Annotated in this window: 13 protein-coding genes; 2 read left to right on the plus strand and 11 right to left on the minus strand. The window is 39.0% G+C overall.

The genetic code is table 11. The features are described 5' to 3' along the window. Positions 1-124: 124 nt before the first annotated feature. Together EFY79_RS20785 and EFY79_RS20790 are read left to right on the plus strand one after the other, a co-directional pair. Positions 125-781, plus strand: a complete 657-nt coding sequence (locus tag EFY79_RS20785) for a hypothetical protein (RefSeq protein WP_148041991.1) — start codon at positions 125-127, stop codon at positions 779-781. Between the two features lie 53 nt (positions 782-834). Then, entirely contained in the window at positions 835-1,401 is a 567-nt protein-coding gene (locus EFY79_RS20790) for a hypothetical protein (RefSeq protein ID WP_123122685.1), read from the plus strand. A 62-nt stretch (positions 1,402-1,463) separates the two neighbouring features. Here the strand turns inward: EFY79_RS20790 and EFY79_RS20795 are convergent, their stop codons facing one another. The 11 genes from EFY79_RS20795 to murD all read right to left on the minus strand — a co-directional run bounded on the left by EFY79_RS20795 (position 1,464) and on the right by murD (position 15,816). Beyond that, positions 1,464-2,303 carry an alpha/beta hydrolase gene (locus tag EFY79_RS20795; RefSeq protein ID WP_123122686.1) on the minus strand — a complete coding sequence of 280 codons (840 nt, stop codon included), beginning with the start codon at positions 2,301-2,303 and terminating at the stop codon, positions 1,464-1,466. A gap of 110 nt (positions 2,304-2,413) precedes the next feature. After that, a complete protein-coding gene (locus EFY79_RS20800) occupies positions 2,414-4,402 on the minus strand; it encodes a KUP/HAK/KT family potassium transporter (protein WP_123122687.1) in 1,989 nt (662 codons plus the stop codon). A gap of 145 nt (positions 4,403-4,547) precedes the next feature. Further along, positions 4,548-5,153 (minus strand): peptidylprolyl isomerase, encoded by a 606-nt coding sequence (locus EFY79_RS20805; protein ID WP_123122688.1) that lies wholly within the window; start codon positions 5,151-5,153, stop codon positions 4,548-4,550. 149 nt (positions 5,154-5,302) lie between these two features. After that, on the minus strand, positions 5,303-5,704 hold the full coding sequence (locus EFY79_RS20810; RefSeq protein WP_123122689.1) for a hypothetical protein: 402 nt from the start codon (positions 5,702-5,704) through the stop codon (positions 5,303-5,305). A gap of 139 nt (positions 5,705-5,843) precedes the next feature. Beyond that, entirely contained in the window at positions 5,844-7,781 is a 1,938-nt protein-coding gene (gene ftsZ, locus EFY79_RS20815; protein ID WP_123122690.1) for a cell division protein FtsZ, read from the minus strand. A 106-nt stretch (positions 7,782-7,887) separates the two neighbouring features. Continuing rightward, on the minus strand, positions 7,888-9,258 hold the full coding sequence (ftsA, locus tag EFY79_RS20820; protein ID WP_123122691.1) for a cell division protein FtsA: 1,371 nt from the start codon (positions 9,256-9,258) through the stop codon (positions 7,888-7,890). Positions 9,259-9,348: 90 nt separating this feature from the next. Next, positions 9,349-10,536, minus strand: a complete 1,188-nt coding sequence (locus tag EFY79_RS20825; RefSeq protein WP_123122692.1) for a cell division protein FtsQ/DivIB — start codon at positions 10,534-10,536, stop codon at positions 9,349-9,351. Between the two features lie 6 nt (positions 10,537-10,542). Further along, on the minus strand, positions 10,543-11,949 hold the full coding sequence (murC, locus tag EFY79_RS20830) for a UDP-N-acetylmuramate--L-alanine ligase (RefSeq protein WP_123122693.1): 1,407 nt from the start codon (positions 11,947-11,949) through the stop codon (positions 10,543-10,545). 19 nt (positions 11,950-11,968) lie between these two features. Beyond that, positions 11,969-13,066, minus strand: coding sequence for an undecaprenyldiphospho-muramoylpentapeptide beta-N-acetylglucosaminyltransferase (murG, locus tag EFY79_RS20835; protein ID WP_123122694.1), 1,098 nt, complete (start codon positions 13,064-13,066; stop codon positions 11,969-11,971). A gap of 78 nt (positions 13,067-13,144) precedes the next feature. Beyond that, the gene (locus EFY79_RS20840; protein ID WP_123122695.1) at positions 13,145-14,449 is read right to left on the minus strand and encodes an FtsW/RodA/SpoVE family cell cycle protein; all 1,305 of its coding nucleotides are present in this window, start codon (positions 14,447-14,449) and stop codon (positions 13,145-13,147) included. Positions 14,450-14,478: 29 nt separating this feature from the next. Beyond that, positions 14,479-15,816, minus strand: coding sequence for a UDP-N-acetylmuramoyl-L-alanine--D-glutamate ligase (gene murD / locus EFY79_RS20845; RefSeq protein ID WP_123122696.1), 1,338 nt, complete (start codon positions 15,814-15,816; stop codon positions 14,479-14,481). Between the last annotated feature and the right edge of the window lie 21 nt (positions 15,817-15,837).

A 15,837-nucleotide genomic window follows, 5' to 3' on the forward strand; every position in this document is an offset into this window, starting at 1 on the left:
TACAAATTTCATTTCTTCTGCAAAATTTATCTGGCCTTTTTATCCCCAAACCTTTCCTATTTGTGGATTACTTGGGTTATTAAGGATTAACTAATTAGTAGTCTTTATTAAAAAAAACTGCTCGGTGAAAATCAAAATCTTCCAAATACTAACTTGCTTTCTGTTTTTTACGGGGGCTACAATAAAGAGTAATGCACAATCTTCCTTCTCGCTTTCCACAGGCATTTCAACAGACCTCAACAATACCCAATCTTTAAACCAGATACCGTTTTCATTAATCTGGAAGCCTTTTAAAGATAAAAAAATGCCGCTTTTTTTAGAGCTTGATTATGATTTTCCGTTAGGCAGTAAGAGCTCAGGCGAAGCCTATACTTTGAACCCGGCGTTGCCTCAAAAAGTTATTCTTACTGAAAAGATTTCACCATATATTTTTACTGTTTCGATTGGTTTCAGCATTCATGTATTTACCACCAAAAAAAATAGCATCTTTTATTTAAATGTTGCGCCAGTAGCTGTTTCAAACCAAACAATAAATGTATCCTACAAAAATTATGATAAAGTAAATTATGAAGTAATGAATCCCGATGTTAACTCTAATGAAAGTGGATTAGTGATGTCCATGGCGCCTGTTTATTATTTTCATAAAGGAAAACAGGATATGATGCTGATGCTTCATTTGCAAACGCCATTGCTAATAGGCAAGAGGGATTATCTATTGTCTTATAAATATATGGCGCCAATGCAGCTAACCTTTGGCTATAATTTTTATTACAACAAATGAAAATAAAATTGAAAAGTTTAAGTGTGCTATTTTGTTGCGTCTCAATGATAATCATGAGTTGTGGCAAAAGAAATTATTTCCCTGATCCGGATGACGCCGGTTTAAGCCGGCTTACATCAAGAGGCTACAATATTATTACGATGTATATCAACGCTGTACCTTACATCAACCCGTATCGCCGGCCATTATTTGGAGGCATTTCCAATACGCTTCCTGCTATAACAAGAAAAATAACAAATAGCGATTTTGACACCCTTCAGATTTCATGGCAAATTGAAATCAATGATACCAGCGCTTCTTATAACCAGCCATATCACTTTGTTTCCCTCTTAATACCGGTATCAAAAAGCTTTACCGCTCATGATTTCCTTTCGATGAATGGAGAACGATTTTCACCTGGCGCCAACACAATTGCCGTCAATTATCCGTATAATTATTCGGACTCGTTAGCCGGAAAATCTAATCTTTATTTTATCGATATAAAATACAATACTTTAGGCGACGGCTCAAGACATTCCTATTCTTTTTCGGGCTTGTTTGATGGAAATATTGGCGATAGTATTTTAATTACTAAAGGAAGGTTTGATTTTGAAATTGATGCCGATAAAATCAACTTTTAAAAATTTAAGCAGCGGATATTTTTTCAGCAGACAAACAAATAAAGCACATTTTTATTCTGAATTTACAGGCTTAGTACTGAGTCCAGCTTTTGATGAAAAAGAGCGAAATCATTCAGGTTGCCGTGCAGTCCTTTTTCAATAGTTACAAATTCATCGCCGGGCTTTAAATCCTTTTTTAGTTTAATGGCATTTGAGTATGGAATTGTTTCATCCTTTGTACCATGAAAAATAGTAACCGGCGCCTTTACGTCTTTCAGATTTTCGCCAACAGGGAATTGAAAATGAGCCATTCTTTTCGCCGGATAAAAAGGAATATAATGGGATAAAAGAGATGGGATGCTGTAATAAGGCGTTTCTAAAATCAGTCGCCTGCAATCAAAATCGGCAGCAATATGGGAGGCTACACCGGAACCTAACGACATCCCGTACACGATAATACTATCTGCAGCAACCTTTGAATGAGCCAGTTTATAAACTTCCTTCGCCTGCTGGTACATATTTTCTTCCGTTAATTTTCCTGTTGTTTTTCCAAATGTAGGATAATCCGGAATCCACACTTCATAGCCATGTTTTGTAAAATTAGGGACATACTTTGCGTACTTAATAAGATTGCCTGTGTTGCCATGAAAATAAATTACCACACCTTTTGGCAAAGTATCCGGCGGAAAAAACTGAACCATATTAAGCGTATCAGTTTTGTTCATCGCAATATTTACTTCTTTAAACCGGATATTAAATTTGAATTCAAAATCTTTTGGTAACGACTCCGGGTGGAACAGAAATTTTTCCTGAAGATGATACAAGGCAATTCCAACAGAACAATAAATAAGGGTAAAAATAATTCCAACCCGATAAATTTTTCTTGCAGTAGATGCTTTTTGTTTTGGTCCGGTGTTTTTCATAAGTCAATTTTAAAGCCGGAGAAATTTCCTGCCAGACTACTTTTTTTAATTTTGGCAATATTATGATTAAAAAAACCATTTTCTTTCCTACAATCATAAATCTTTTTTGACTACTGCTCCTCTCCTTCCGGGAAGGCCCTTCTCAGCTTTAGCTTCCTGACTGGCGCTACTATCAGTGGAAATTTTTCAACAGTCACATTGCTTTGCTCCAAACCAAAACCTCTCTCCTCGCTGAGGCTCATCTTTTTGATCCAGAAATACATTTTCATAATTAGTTTTTCAAAAATAGGCAGTTCATTGTCCTGTGATAAGAATTTTTCCAAAACAATAAACTGGAAATCACCCACAACATTATTTTTTTGCAGGCTTTCGTAACGACTCGTGATATTTACTTCTTTGTTAGCCACCATCTCCATAATTACCTTTTTGAACATAAGGTTTATTCTTGGCTCCATGCGGAAACCCAGGCGCAGTTCTACTCTTATGATTTCATTAGGAACAATTGTGTCAACAGTATATTCAGCGGCGTAAGGGTCATCCTGCGTATCTACATGAACAAACCAATAAATATCGGCACGCTTTGGTTTCTGGTTTAATATCGAATACACAATTTTGTGTTCTATTTCTTTCGGATTATTGGCGCTCGTCAGGTAAACCAGGTGAGTAGCATATTTCGGAATACTAAGATCATTGCTGAGTTCCTGAATTGTAGGCAGATATTGTTCCAGGCGCACAAATTCCACATAGCGATTTTTAATTTTTCGCGCCCTGAACCACACATACATCACTATAAATAAACCACCTCCTATAATCAAGGTCACAAAACCCCCATGCGGAAATTTGTCAACAAGGTTCGCGACAAGGAAACTCAATTCTATGAGAAGATACACGGCGAGGTACAGGGAAACTAATATTTTCGGTGTGCGTTTAGAGATCAGATAATTGGCAAACAAGATGGAAGTAGCCAGCATGCATAACGTAATGGCAAGTCCATAAGCGCCTTCCATATTGGAGGAAGTTTGAAAATAAATGACAACCCCGAGACAGCCGATCAGCAAAAGCGTATTGATACCGGGGATATACAATTGGCCGCGTTCTTCTGTAGGGAAATTTATTTTCATTTTAGGCCAAAGGTTTAAACGGATACTTTCACTAATCAGTGTAAACGATCCGCTTATCAAGGCCTGGCTGGCAATGATGGCTGCTATAGTGGCAATCGCGATTCCAACAATCTTAAAATTATCAGGCATGATTCCGTAAAATGGATTAAAGCCATTGTCCATAACTTCTTTAGAAAAAACCTGGCCTTTATAATTGGCGAGCAACCACGACCCCTGTCCAAGATAATTAATAATCAAAGCGGTTTTGACATATATCCAGGAGATACGGATATTTCCCCTGCCGCAATGGCCAAGGTCGCTGTAAAGCGCTTCTGCACCTGTAGTGCAAAGAAAGACTGCTCCTAAAATGAAAAAGCCGTTTGGATAAAGAGTTAAAAGCTGGATCGCATAATATGGATTTAAGGCTTTAAAAATATTGAGATTGTCAAAAAGGTGCATTGATCCTAAAATAAGCAGCATAAGAAACCACAGAAACATAATAGGGCCAAAAAGCTTTCCAATTTTAGCAGTACCAAATTGCTGCGAAAAAAATAGTGCCAGTAAAATAATAATTACTATATAAATTATTGCAGTTCCGCTGATTTCGCTGAAGAAGGGAATTTGCTTCAATCCTTCTACTGCTGAAGTCACGGTAATGGGTGGAGTAATCATTCCATCAGCCATTATGGCTGCGCCACCGATCATGGCCGGAAAAACCAGCCATTTTTTTTGCCGTCGTATTAAAGCATATAACGAAAAAATTCCACCTTCACCATTATTATCCGCTTTTAAAGTAAGTGTAATATACTTGATGGTAGTTTGTAAAGTAAGTGTCCAGATAATGCAGGAAAGGCCACCGAGCACGAGTTGCGGCGTAATCACTTTATCCCTTATAATGGCGTTGAAAACGTAAAGTGGTGAAGTTCCCAAATCGCCGTACACAATACCTAACGCAATAATCAACCCCAGCGGTGTAGCCTTATTAAAATTTTTGTTCACACTATTATTTTAATAGTTTACGATGAAAAACCGTTCAGCGCTTTTACCTTTTCATAAACAAGTTGCAAATGTAGAATGAAACCGATTATTGGCCATTAAATTATTTCTTCCGGAAAATGCCGCCATACGCATTCATTTATTTGCCCTAATTCAGCCTTTTAATATTAAGAATCTTAATCGGCGGTCTCAAAGTAGTTTCATAATCCGGCTGGCTATGAATCTGCTTTACAAATTTCATTCCCCCAATGACTTTGCCAAAAGTGGCGTATCCTTTTTTATCAGGACTGGCGGCGCCGCCATAATCATAATCCGGCTCATCATCCATACAAATGAAAAATTCTGTATTTCCCGAGTTAGCCTCAACCCCACGGGCAAGAGAAAACACACCCTCGGTATGCAGGATACCCGTTTCTTTTGTGGTTTCAAGAGGAATTCCCGGAAGGGACTGTAATAATTTTATTTTCGCCTGCCACAAACCACCCTGGATCAATTGGGTTTTATTGGCATTGATTGACTGGTCTTCCTTTTTCAAAACCCTGTAAAAAGAAGTATTTTTAAAATAGCCCGAATCGACAAAAGCGAGGAATCCGGCAACGGTTTTGGGTGCTTTTTCAGGATAGAGCTCAACTATGATATCGCCAAAATACGTTTGGATTGCAATAGTAGGATGGTCATATTTTTTCGGCTCCTTACACCCACTGATACTAAGCAACCACAAAATCAAAACAGCATTCAGAATTTTTGATACCATGAAATGTTTTCTTCAAATTATTATGAAATTAATAAATGTTAAGATGCAGTAAACAAGCATTTAAGCTAGATTTTTCTTTTAATAAAATTTTCAAATGAAAGTAAACAAAGAAATACCGCTGATTTTTAATTTGACCAATCTGTCGGTATTTATTTTTTAACGAACTGCGAAAATCTAAAACGGAGTGCGCTCCAGTCATCATCAATGGAAACGGCCCTTACAGTCTCAAAGCCTAACTTTTGAATGCTTTCCCAGCCGCTGTCGCGGTTGATATCCACTTTGTATTTTTTGGATGTACCTTTCGGATAGGCAAACCAGATGACGGGATCACCCTCCAGCTTTTTTTGTAAGAATGCAGCCATATCTTCAATCTCTTTTTTACTTTTTACAAATGAAATAACAAAGCCTGCATCCGTATTATCGGTAGGGGATGTTTTAACGACAGTCTCATTCATAATCTCATCCAACTCTTTTTGAAATTCTACAGGCGCATTAAAAATTGCAATTTCTTTTTGCCCTTTAAAATTAAGCTTCTTAAATAATGGTGTCATCGTTGTTATTTTAAAAAAAAATCCAATATCTCTGATTTCGAAATTATGCAAAAACAAAAACCCCGGCTAACTTTTTTTAGTCTCCGGGGAAAGATACAATACTAAACACAACAATGAAAAGATGAACCGTCAGATTAATTTAATCCGGTTTTTCGCCATCCAGAAAAGTATTTATGGTGCTTATTTCGGCTTTGTTGTCCTTGTCAGATTTGACGGTGTAATTGCTGTAGAAGCTTTCTACATCAGCTATGGAATTTTGCAATTCCAGGTTGCGGCGAAGGTAAGCGGGAACAGACTCAAACTCATTGTTAGGATCCGCAGCGTTCACGTTGAAGGATAAATTTCTCAACTTCGCTATGCGGTCCATAGCCCGGCGCTTTAATTCTTCCGTTTCGTCCACCATCGGCGGTTCCTCAACTGAAGACATCATGATTGGCATCGTTTGGCGTACATTCTCTTCCTGGTTTTCCTTCGCCGCCTCATTGGAATTCTTAACCACTAATCGCATTTCTTCCACCGGCTCGTCTTCCGGTTTCGAAATAGCTATGTGGTTAGGTTTATCGGGAACTTCGGATTTTGATACCGGCTTGTCCTCAGCATAAATCTGCTTTGGCTTAGCCAGGTAACCGCCTGACGTTTGGGCGGTGCTAGCGTCTTTATAAGAATGATTCTTTTCAGATTGATTATTATTATCGGCCTTATCAGTCAGATTGGATTTCGATTCCGGAGGTGCAGAATTGAGGTCCGAAGATAATTCAAACCGAATTATTTTTTCTGAAGAATTATCAACAGTAATTTCCCTAACAGGAGTTGGGGTTTTTACGTTGTCCGGTTCGCGGGTTTCTACAATCTTTGGTGCCAGGTTCTCTATCTCTTCCTGCATTTCCTGCTCCGCAATATTCAATTTCATTTCCTGTTGTGGCGTTATCTCATTGGCTTCTTTCTTCTCAGTAATCGCCACATCTTTTCTATTCATCAACAACTCATTTTTCTCATCAAACAAATACAACGGCTGAGTTGGCTTTTTCTTTTCTTCTTCTAAAGTAACTACTACTTTCTCATCTGTCTTTTTGATTTCCTGAACAGGCGCCTGTTTTTTATTAAAAGGCGATTTATGTTCAAAGCCGGTTGCTATCAGGGTAATTCCGATTTTATTTTCAAGCGTATTATCATATCCCAACCCGAGAATCACATCTGAGTTTTCACCCGCCTGGCTTAATAAATGATTCTGAATAGTTTCTACTTCATCCATTGTAAATTCTGATTCGCCTTCTGCAGAATTGATATTGATAAGTATCCATTTGGCGCCGCGGATGTCATTATCATTTAACAGCGGTGAATTTAATGCCTGCTCAATTGCAGACTGTGCGCGGTTTTCGCCTTCGCATTCGGCACTTCCCAAAATCGCCACGCCACCTGATTTCATCACCGTGCATACATCAGCAAAGTCTACGTTTATTTGGCCTGTGCTGTTAATAACATCTGTGATACACTTTGCCGCAGTAGCCAGCACATTATCCGCTTTTGCAAAGGCGGCTTTCATGGTAAGGTTGCCAAATTGATGCCGCAGTTTATCATTGCTGATAACCAGTAAGGTGTCGACATGATTTTTTAATTTTTCAATTCCTTCTTCTGCCTGGGCAATTCTTTTTTTGCCTTCGTAAGCAAAAGGAGTGGTCACAATTCCGACGGTAAGAACACCAAGATCTTTACAAATCTTTGCCACAATGGGAGCGCCCCCTGTGCCGGTGCCACCGCCCATGCCGGCCGTGATAAAGGCCATCTTTGTATTTACCTCGAGTATCTTTTTGATTTCCTCAAGACTCTCTTCAGTAGCCTCGCGGCCTATTTCAGGATTAGCTCCTGCGCCAAGCCCCTGCGTAAGGTGAGGGCCAAGCTGCACTTTGTTAGGAACTTTACTGGTTGTGATGGCCTGTGCATCTGTATTACAGATAATAAAATCCACTCCATCAATATTCTGGTTGAACATGTGGTTAACTGCATTGCTACCACCACCGCCTATCCCGATTACTTTCAGAATAGAGGATTGCTCTTTTGGCAGATCAAATTGAATCATTGTAAGGTTATTTATTGGTTAGTAATTACCACGAAACTTTAGGGTATCGTAATTATGTAAGTATCTTTTGTTTTTATTTTGATTGATTTTTGCAACTGGTTTTGTTTTACAATTCTGAATCTTCATCGTCTTTAAACATTTCTATCAAACCATTCTTGCAGGAGTCCAAAAAACTTTTTAACGTTTTTCGTGGCTTTACTACATTGGTTCTTTCTACCACCTCTTCCACTTCATTTTCGTGTACGCCTGGCTGTTGTAAACTTTCCGGAACATTCATTTTAGCAAACTGCAGCTCAAATTGCTTCCGCTTATTTTCATAATCATTATAGCCTTTCAGGATTAACCCAAGACAGGTAGCATACATTGGCTTTGCCAACTCTTCAATATGCCCCTGCGCAAGATGTTCATTAGGGAATCCGATTCTCGCGTTCAGCCCGGTAACATATTCCGTTAGCTGGATTAAATGTTTCAACTGAGAACCACCACCAGTAAGCACTACGCCGCCATTCAGCATGCGGTTATCAAGCCCCACCTGTTTTAAATGATAAGACACAAAATCCATTATTTCGCTCATGCGCGCCTGGATGATTGCTGCAAGATTTTTAACGCTGATTTCTTTTGCGGCCATTCCTCTCAATCCCGGAATCGTAATATAGGTATTAGCTTTGGCCTCATCTGTCAAAGCGCTTCCAAACTGAACCTTCATCTGCTCAGCCTGTGTTTTTAAAACTCCAAGCCCGGTTTTGATGTCGTTAGTAATATTTTCACCACCGAAAGGAATAACGGCCGTATGCTTTAAAATCCCTTCATAAAAAACAGCAAGGTCTGTGGTGCCGCCGCCAATATCAACAATTGCCACTCCCGCTTCCAAATCATGATCGCACATTACTGCAGCAGCCGAGGCGAGGGGCTGAAGCACAAGATCTTTGATTTGCAACCCCGCTTTTTCTACACTGCGGTTAATATTTCGTATCGCATTTTTGTCGCCGGTGATTATGTGAAAATTAGCGCCCACTTTCACACCACTGTAACCTATCGGGTCAGGAATATTTTGAAAATTATCAACAGTAAATTCCTGCGGAATTACATCAATAATCTGGTCGCCGGCGGGGATGTAAGTCTTATATTGATCGTTTACTAACTGATCAATTTCAGATTGCATTATTTCTTCTTCGGTATTTTGCCTTACAATATCACCACGGGTTTGAAGGCTTTTAATGTGATGTCCGGCAATGCCGACATACACTTCCGAAATAGGCAGATTCGGATTGCTTGCATAACAGTTTAACAACGCCGTTTGGATGGCCTTGATAGTCTGATCTATATTCAGCACCATCCCGTGTTGTACGCCGTTGCTATTGGCACGGCCAAATCCTAATATTTCCAATTTGCCAAATTCATTTTTTCTTCCGGCAATGGCTGCGATTTTGGTGGTTCCGATATCGAGCCCTACGATAATGGGTTGTTCGCTGTTCATGTTTTAATTTTTATTCCTTCTGTAATTTTTATTTTTCCTGCGATAAAAAATAGAAGTGGTGGTTATATTTGTTTTTAAAAATTGTTTTAATTAATAATCGCTTTTGGGCAGCATTACTGCCTTTGGCACACGACGCTCTTCACCTTTCTGTGTTTTTATAATTGTTTTTGCTGCAGGCGAAACACGATGTTTTTCGACCGTCGCCGCAGTTTTTTTCTTCAGAATACTTTCCTTTGTTTTTTGTTCTTTTACTGAAGGCCTCGCTTCTTCCGGTTTCTTCACCGGTGTGATTTTTTCTTTTGTTTCTGCATCTTTTTGTTCAATTTTTTCAGCCGGCACCTCATCTAAAACCGGTGATTGATTTACCCTTTCATTGCGTTCGTCAGGCTGTATCAACTGTATTTTTGTTGAATCATTTGAATTTTTTTCAGCCTCCGAAATAATCTTTTGCATAATCTCTATCGTTTTCAAAGAATCTGATTTTATTTCGGCTGCATCACGGAGAACGCCAATTACCTGGTTTTTAAATCGCACGTCTAAAACCGAATACTTATTCCATCCAATGTTCTGCTCTACCTTTTGATAAAAAGCAAGAAGCCTGGCAAATTTTTGCATGTATTCAGATGCATCTCCGAAACGAATTACCTGGTTTCCTAATTTGGGAATCATTTCAAAATCGTTCTGTGAAGTAATATCGATCTGGTCTATTTGGGCCATCCAGAAAGGATTGGCATTAATGTATTCGCTCAAATTTTTTATTCCATTTAAAAGAACACTGTCTTTCTTTTTCAACACTTTCACTTCCGTAGGAAATCCTGTAAACACCGGAAGGCGTGCAGAAAATTTTTCACTCAGGGGCAACCGGCTCAAAGAACTGTCGATATAAAATGAAGTTCCAGAAACAGTAAATATCCTGGCTATCGGCTCACGCTCTGTAATCCTTACCTGCAATACCCTGTTATTATCAAAGAACAATTCTGCCTTTTTAATCCAATCCTCCTTCAGCAAACGCATTTCCATCGAAGTAAGGTTGAGCGAGCCAGAAGGTGAATGCGCTAATTTTTTGCCATTTACTTTTTCAAGAATTTGCTGCACTTCATTTTTATCAATAAAATAATGATTTTGTACACCAGAAATTTTTATCTCTATACCGCTTATCTTATCGGATTTCTTTTTACTCATTGCAGCTATCAGCAATACCACTACTCCTGATACCAGTATAAACCATACTGAAACAGTAAGTATTTTTTTGATGGTATTTTTTTTATTTGCCAACATTACAAATCAACTTTGACGTATTATATTTTTAATGGGTTCAACCAACCTGTCAATATCTCCTGCGCCTGCAGTTACCAAAACTTCGCCGAATGAACTTTGCTCCACCAGTTTCAGGTAATCATTTTTGAGGTACTCCAACAAATCTTCTTTAGAGATAACAGTCGCATTTTTATTTTCCATCTTGCTTAGAATCATTTCGCTTGAAACACCTTCGATGGGTAATTCTCTCGCGGGATAAATTGGAAGAAGAATTACCCTGTCAGCCAGGTCAAGACTTTTTGCGAATTCATTTGCTAAATCTCTCGTTCTTGAAAAAAGATGCGGTTGAAAAATCACGGTACATTTTTTAAAGCTGAATAAACTTTTTATACCTTTTATCAAGGCGGCCAATTCTTCAGGATGATGGGCGTAATCATCTATATAAATCACATTATTTTTCAACTGTGAAGCCTCGCTTACCGGAATGATGTATTCAAATCTTCTCTTTACTCCTTTAAAAGTGCCGATGGCATTTTTTATTTTTATCGGGGTGATATTGAGATGAAAAGCAATCGCTATGGCCACCACCGCATTCTCTACATTGTGCATGCCGCCCATGTTCAATCTTATGTCATTCAATTCCCATTTATCAGATTTTACATCAAAAACATAGCCGCCGTCGCGCATGGTAATATTGTCGCCATATACATCCGCCATATCGTTTTGGAGGCTATAACGGTAATGGTTAAACGAAAAGAATTTCTTGTCAGGCAGACCATATTTTGTAAATAAAACTCCGCCTGGCTTTAACTGGCTGGCAAATTCAACAAATGCATCTTCCATATTTTCTTTAGTACCATATATCTCAAGATGGTCTGCATCCATAGCCGAAATGACCGCCATATCAGGAGACAGTTTTAAAAAGCTGCGGTCATATTCATCTGCTTCCACCACGCTCACATTATTTTCACTGGCCCAGAAATTAGTATCATAATTTACTGAAATACCGCCCAGGAAAGCATTACAGCCAAATCCACTGTGACGTAAAATATGAGCTACCATTGTACTGATGGTCGTTTTGCCATGAGTGCCCGCAATGCAAATATTGAAGGTGGAGCGCGTAATTTCCTGCAAGAGATCGCTTCGTTTTACCAAATCATATCCATTATCCTTATAATAATTCAGTTCTTTTTGATCCTTAGGGATGGCAGGAGTATACACTACCAAATCAGCGTCTTTATCTAACAAATCCACATTATCTTCATAATGAATCTTCATTCCTTCTTTTTCCATCTTTTGCGTAAGCGCCGTTGAGGTTTTATCATAACCGCTAACCATAACATTTTTACCCAAAAAATACCTCGCGAGCGCACTCATTCCGATGCCTCCGATTCCCAAAAAATAAATCCGCGATATGTTTTTAATTTCTGTCATTGTTTTTAGAAAACAATTTCTAATTCTTACTAATGGTTTTTAAAATTTCTGTTGCTATCAGTTCATCTGCATTCAGATTACCCAGTTTTGAAATGTTGACTCTTAATTCATCCATGTGTTGCTCATCATTTATTAATTGCAGTAAACAAGGAAATAACCCTGATTTTACATTTGCATCAGGCACCATTAAAGCCGCATTTTTATTAACCAAAACCGCAGCATTTACAGTCTGGTGATCTTCTGCGGCATACGGATATGGAACAAAAATGGCTGGTTTGGCCACTACGCATATTTCAGCCACTGCCATAGCGCCCGACCGTGAAATAACTACATCTGCTGCGGCATAAGCATTTTCCATTTTATCAATAAAAGCATTCGACCAAATATTACTTCTTTCTTCTTCAATCTTAGCAGCCTGTGGGGCAAAGCTTTTACCTGTTTGCCAGATGAGCTGAAGCTTGTTCTTTTTAAAAAGATCAATATTTTGCGCCACTGTTTCATTAATGCTTTTTGCGCCGAGGCTTCCGCCCACTACTAAAACCGTTTTCATGCCTGGCTGGAATCCAAAAAATGTAAGCGCTTTATCACGGCTGATTTTTTCCGAAAATATTTTTCGTACAGGGTTCCCCGTTATCATTATTTTGCGGGCAGGAAAATATTTTTCCATTCCCTCTATCGGCACAAAAATCCGGGTGGCCTTTTTGCCCAACATGATGTTGCTTTTACCAGGGAAAGAATTGCTTTCATGTATAAAAGTTGGAATCTTTTGGCTTTGCGCATATCGCAACACCGGGTAGCTGGAATAACCGCCAACACCAATAACTGCATCTGGTTTAAAAGACTTCAAAATTTTTCTTACCTGCAAAAAACTTGTTACCAGCTTTAATGGCAGTGAAATATTTTTTATCAGAGAGCTCCTGTTATAACCGGCAATGTCTAAGCCCACGATTTCATAACCCGCAGCGGGAATTTTTTCCATCTCCATTTTTCCTTTAGCCCCCACAAATAAAATTTCAATTGCAGGATCTATTTGCCTAAGTGCATTCGCAATTGCCAATGCCGGAAAAATATGGCCGCCGGTTCCGCCTCCCGCAATAATTATTTTTTTTGTTGCCATTACTTTTTCTTTATATCCTGTATATTATGTTCCGGTTATTTTGCAGTAAAGCATGAAATAACAGGGATTTTTTTTCTATTAAGTGTCGTCCTCATCATCTTGCTGTACCTGTTCATCCACCTCTTCTTCTGTTTGTTGCGTAGCCAACGCCACATTTTTCCCTTCAGCCTGTTCTACATTTCGGGCAACGCTTAAAATAATTCCTATTGAAAAGCAGGTAAATAATAAACTGCTCCCCCCCATGCTGACAAGGGGCAGCGTGACGCCAGTGGTAGGAAACAGATTTACATTGACCGCCATATTCACCAATGCCTGGATGACCAATGTAAAACTGAGCGCTACCGCCAGAAAGGCGCCAAAGGCATACGGACATCGTTGAAATAATTTGATACTTCGGAACAAGAAAAGAAGATAAATAAGCAGGATAACCGTACCGCCCACCAATCCATATTCTTCAATGATGATCGCATAAATGAAATCACTGTAGGGATGAGGCAGGAAATTTCTCTCTTCACTTTTACCGGGCCCTTTACCAAAAATTCCGCCCGTGGCTATCGCAATTTTTGCCTGCTGAACCTGGTAAGATGCATCCTCTTTATCTGAATACATAAACTCCTGCACCCGCTTAATCCATGTAGGCATTCTGCCTACGGATAAAACTGCCGGCAAATCTTTTGTGTCATGATCAACTTTGTCATAATAATGAGTAGCAACCGTCACTAAAAAAACAATTGGAATGCACGCAGCGCCAACCACCAGCATGATGTGTTTTAAATTTACTCTACCGATAAACATTAAAAGCAAAGCGATACCGCCAATGAGTAAAGAGGTGGAAAGGTTGGCGGGCGCAATTAACACACAAATAATTCCAACAGGAATTATCAATGGTAAAAATCCCTTTTTGAAATCTTTAATTACGTTTTGCCTTCTGCTCAAAAGCCGGCTCATATACATAAACAACGCAAGCTTGGCAAGATCAGAAGTCTGGAACGTAAGATTGATAACGGGCAGCCTGATCCAGCGGCTTGCATCATTAATATGGCTTCCATACAATAACGTATATAGTAAGAGCGGCACTGAAATCACAAACAGAATAGATGACAAACGTGAGTAAATAGTGTAGTTGACCCGATGTGCAAAATAAATAATCAACACACCGAGGCAGATGTAGCCAATTTGCCTGAACAAATAACTTTCTGTTGATTTATTCATCCGGTAGGCAAGTGAGCCCACGCTGCTATACACTACGAGGATGCTTACCATCGTTAGTAAAATCACAATGGCCCAGATAACCTTATCTCCTTTGGTTTTATTCAAAAGATTGCCGGTAACTCCATGAGAAGAAGATAAAATATCGGATGCTATTTGTTTCGTTTCACTCATTCAATTTTATAATTCTGTTCTTTTTTTAATTACAAATCTTTAACTGCTTTGATAAACTGGTTGCCCCTGTCTTCATAATTTTTAAATAAATCAAAACTGGCGCAGGCGGGAGAAAGTAAAACCACATCGCCTTTGTCAGCAAAATGAAATGCGGCTTCAACCGCGTCTTTTGCGCTTTGCGCATTCACCATAAAAGGCACATCCTTGCCAAGGGCTTCATGAATTTTTGTATTATCTACACCAAGACAAATAATACCTTTCACTTTTTCCTTCACCAGCTCTTTTATAAAAGAATAATCATTTCCTTTATCCACGCCGCCCAGGATGAGAATGACAGGCTTTGTCATCGACTCAAGCGCATACCAGGTGCTGTTTACGTTCGTGGCCTTGCTATCGTTAATAAATTCTACTCCGCGAACCGTAGCCACCTTAAACATCCGGTGCTCGAGGCCTTCAAAGGTTTGTATGGCATCGCGTATTTTTTCTTTTCTAATACCCAATACTGCTGAGGAAATACCTGCTGCCATTGTGTTGTATTGATTATGTTTTCCCTTTATTGCAAAATCTTCTATACTCATTTCCATGTCTTCATTTTTCCATTTAAGGTGCATTTCTTCGCTTACGATGTAGGCTCCTTCCGGTAATTCGTGGTTCATACTTATTGGTAATGGGTTAGTACTGTTTAAAAATTTGTTTAAATATTTTTTCGTTATTTCATCGTCATCGTTATAAATAAAAAAATCATCCTGACCCTGGTTTTCTATAATTCTGAATTTGCTGTTGATATAATTTTCAAATTTATATTCGTACCTGTCCAGGTGGTCTTCAGTGATGTTTGTCAGAACAGCAATGTCCGGGCGAAACATTTTGGTGTCATCCAATTGGAAAGAACTAATCTCCACGATATACAATGGTTTTGGATCTGTAGCAACCTGCCTTGCAAATGAATAACCAATGTTGCCCACCAAAGCACAATCTGCGCCTCCATTTTTGCAGATATGATAAGTTAAAGCTGTGGTGGTGGTTTTGCCATTGCTGCCTGTAATCCCCACTATTTTACTTTCGCCTTTGTACCTGAAAGCCAATTCAATTTCACTTATCAGTTCAATTCTCTTTTTCCTGATTTTCTTTACCATTTCATTCTTTTCAGGAATGCCAGGGCTTTTGACTATAAGCGCAGCATTCAAAATCCTGTCATCAGAATGTTTCCCTTCCTCAAAATCAATTTTAGCAGAAGCAAGCTCCTTCTTGTAGGCTGCTTTTATCATTCCACTATCGCTCACAAAGACATCCCAGCCTTCTTTTTGTGCAAGAAGGGCTGCCCCGATGCCGCTTTCACCAGCTCCCAATATCACTATTCTCTTCATTCCGCTTAGTTAATTAGAATA

Source organism: Hanamia caeni (genome assembly GCF_003721595.1).
Lineage (GTDB): Bacteria > Bacteroidota > Bacteroidia > Chitinophagales > Chitinophagaceae > Ginsengibacter > Ginsengibacter caeni.

Coding starts and splice junctions, on each gene's coding strand:
- murD (WP_123122696.1), bottom strand. CDS start 15,816: ATGAAGAGAATAGTGATATTGGGAGCTGGTGAAAGCGGCATCGGGGCA.
- murC (WP_123122693.1), bottom strand. CDS start 11,949: ATGACAGAAATTAAAAACATATCGCGGATTTATTTTTTGGGAATCGGA.
- EFY79_RS20840 (WP_123122695.1), bottom strand. CDS start 14,449: ATGAGTGAAACGAAACAAATAGCATCCGATATTTTATCTTCTTCTCAT.
- EFY79_RS20825 (WP_123122692.1), bottom strand. CDS start 10,536: ATGTTGGCAAATAAAAAAAATACCATCAAAAAAATACTTACTGTTTCA.
- EFY79_RS20810 (WP_123122689.1), bottom strand. CDS start 5,704: ATGACACCATTATTTAAGAAGCTTAATTTTAAAGGGCAAAAAGAAATT.
- EFY79_RS20805 (WP_123122688.1), bottom strand. CDS start 5,153: ATGGTATCAAAAATTCTGAATGCTGTTTTGATTTTGTGGTTGCTTAGT.
- EFY79_RS20790 (WP_123122685.1), top strand. CDS start 835: ATGAGTTGTGGCAAAAGAAATTATTTCCCTGATCCGGATGACGCCGGT.
- murG (WP_123122694.1), bottom strand. CDS start 13,066: ATGGCAACAAAAAAAATAATTATTGCGGGAGGCGGAACCGGCGGCCAT.
- ftsA (WP_123122691.1), bottom strand. CDS start 9,258: ATGAACAGCGAACAACCCATTATCGTAGGGCTCGATATCGGAACCACC.
- EFY79_RS20795 (WP_123122686.1), bottom strand. CDS start 2,303: ATGAAAAACACCGGACCAAAACAAAAAGCATCTACTGCAAGAAAAATT.
- ftsZ (WP_123122690.1), bottom strand. CDS start 7,781: ATGATTCAATTTGATCTGCCAAAAGAGCAATCCTCTATTCTGAAAGTA.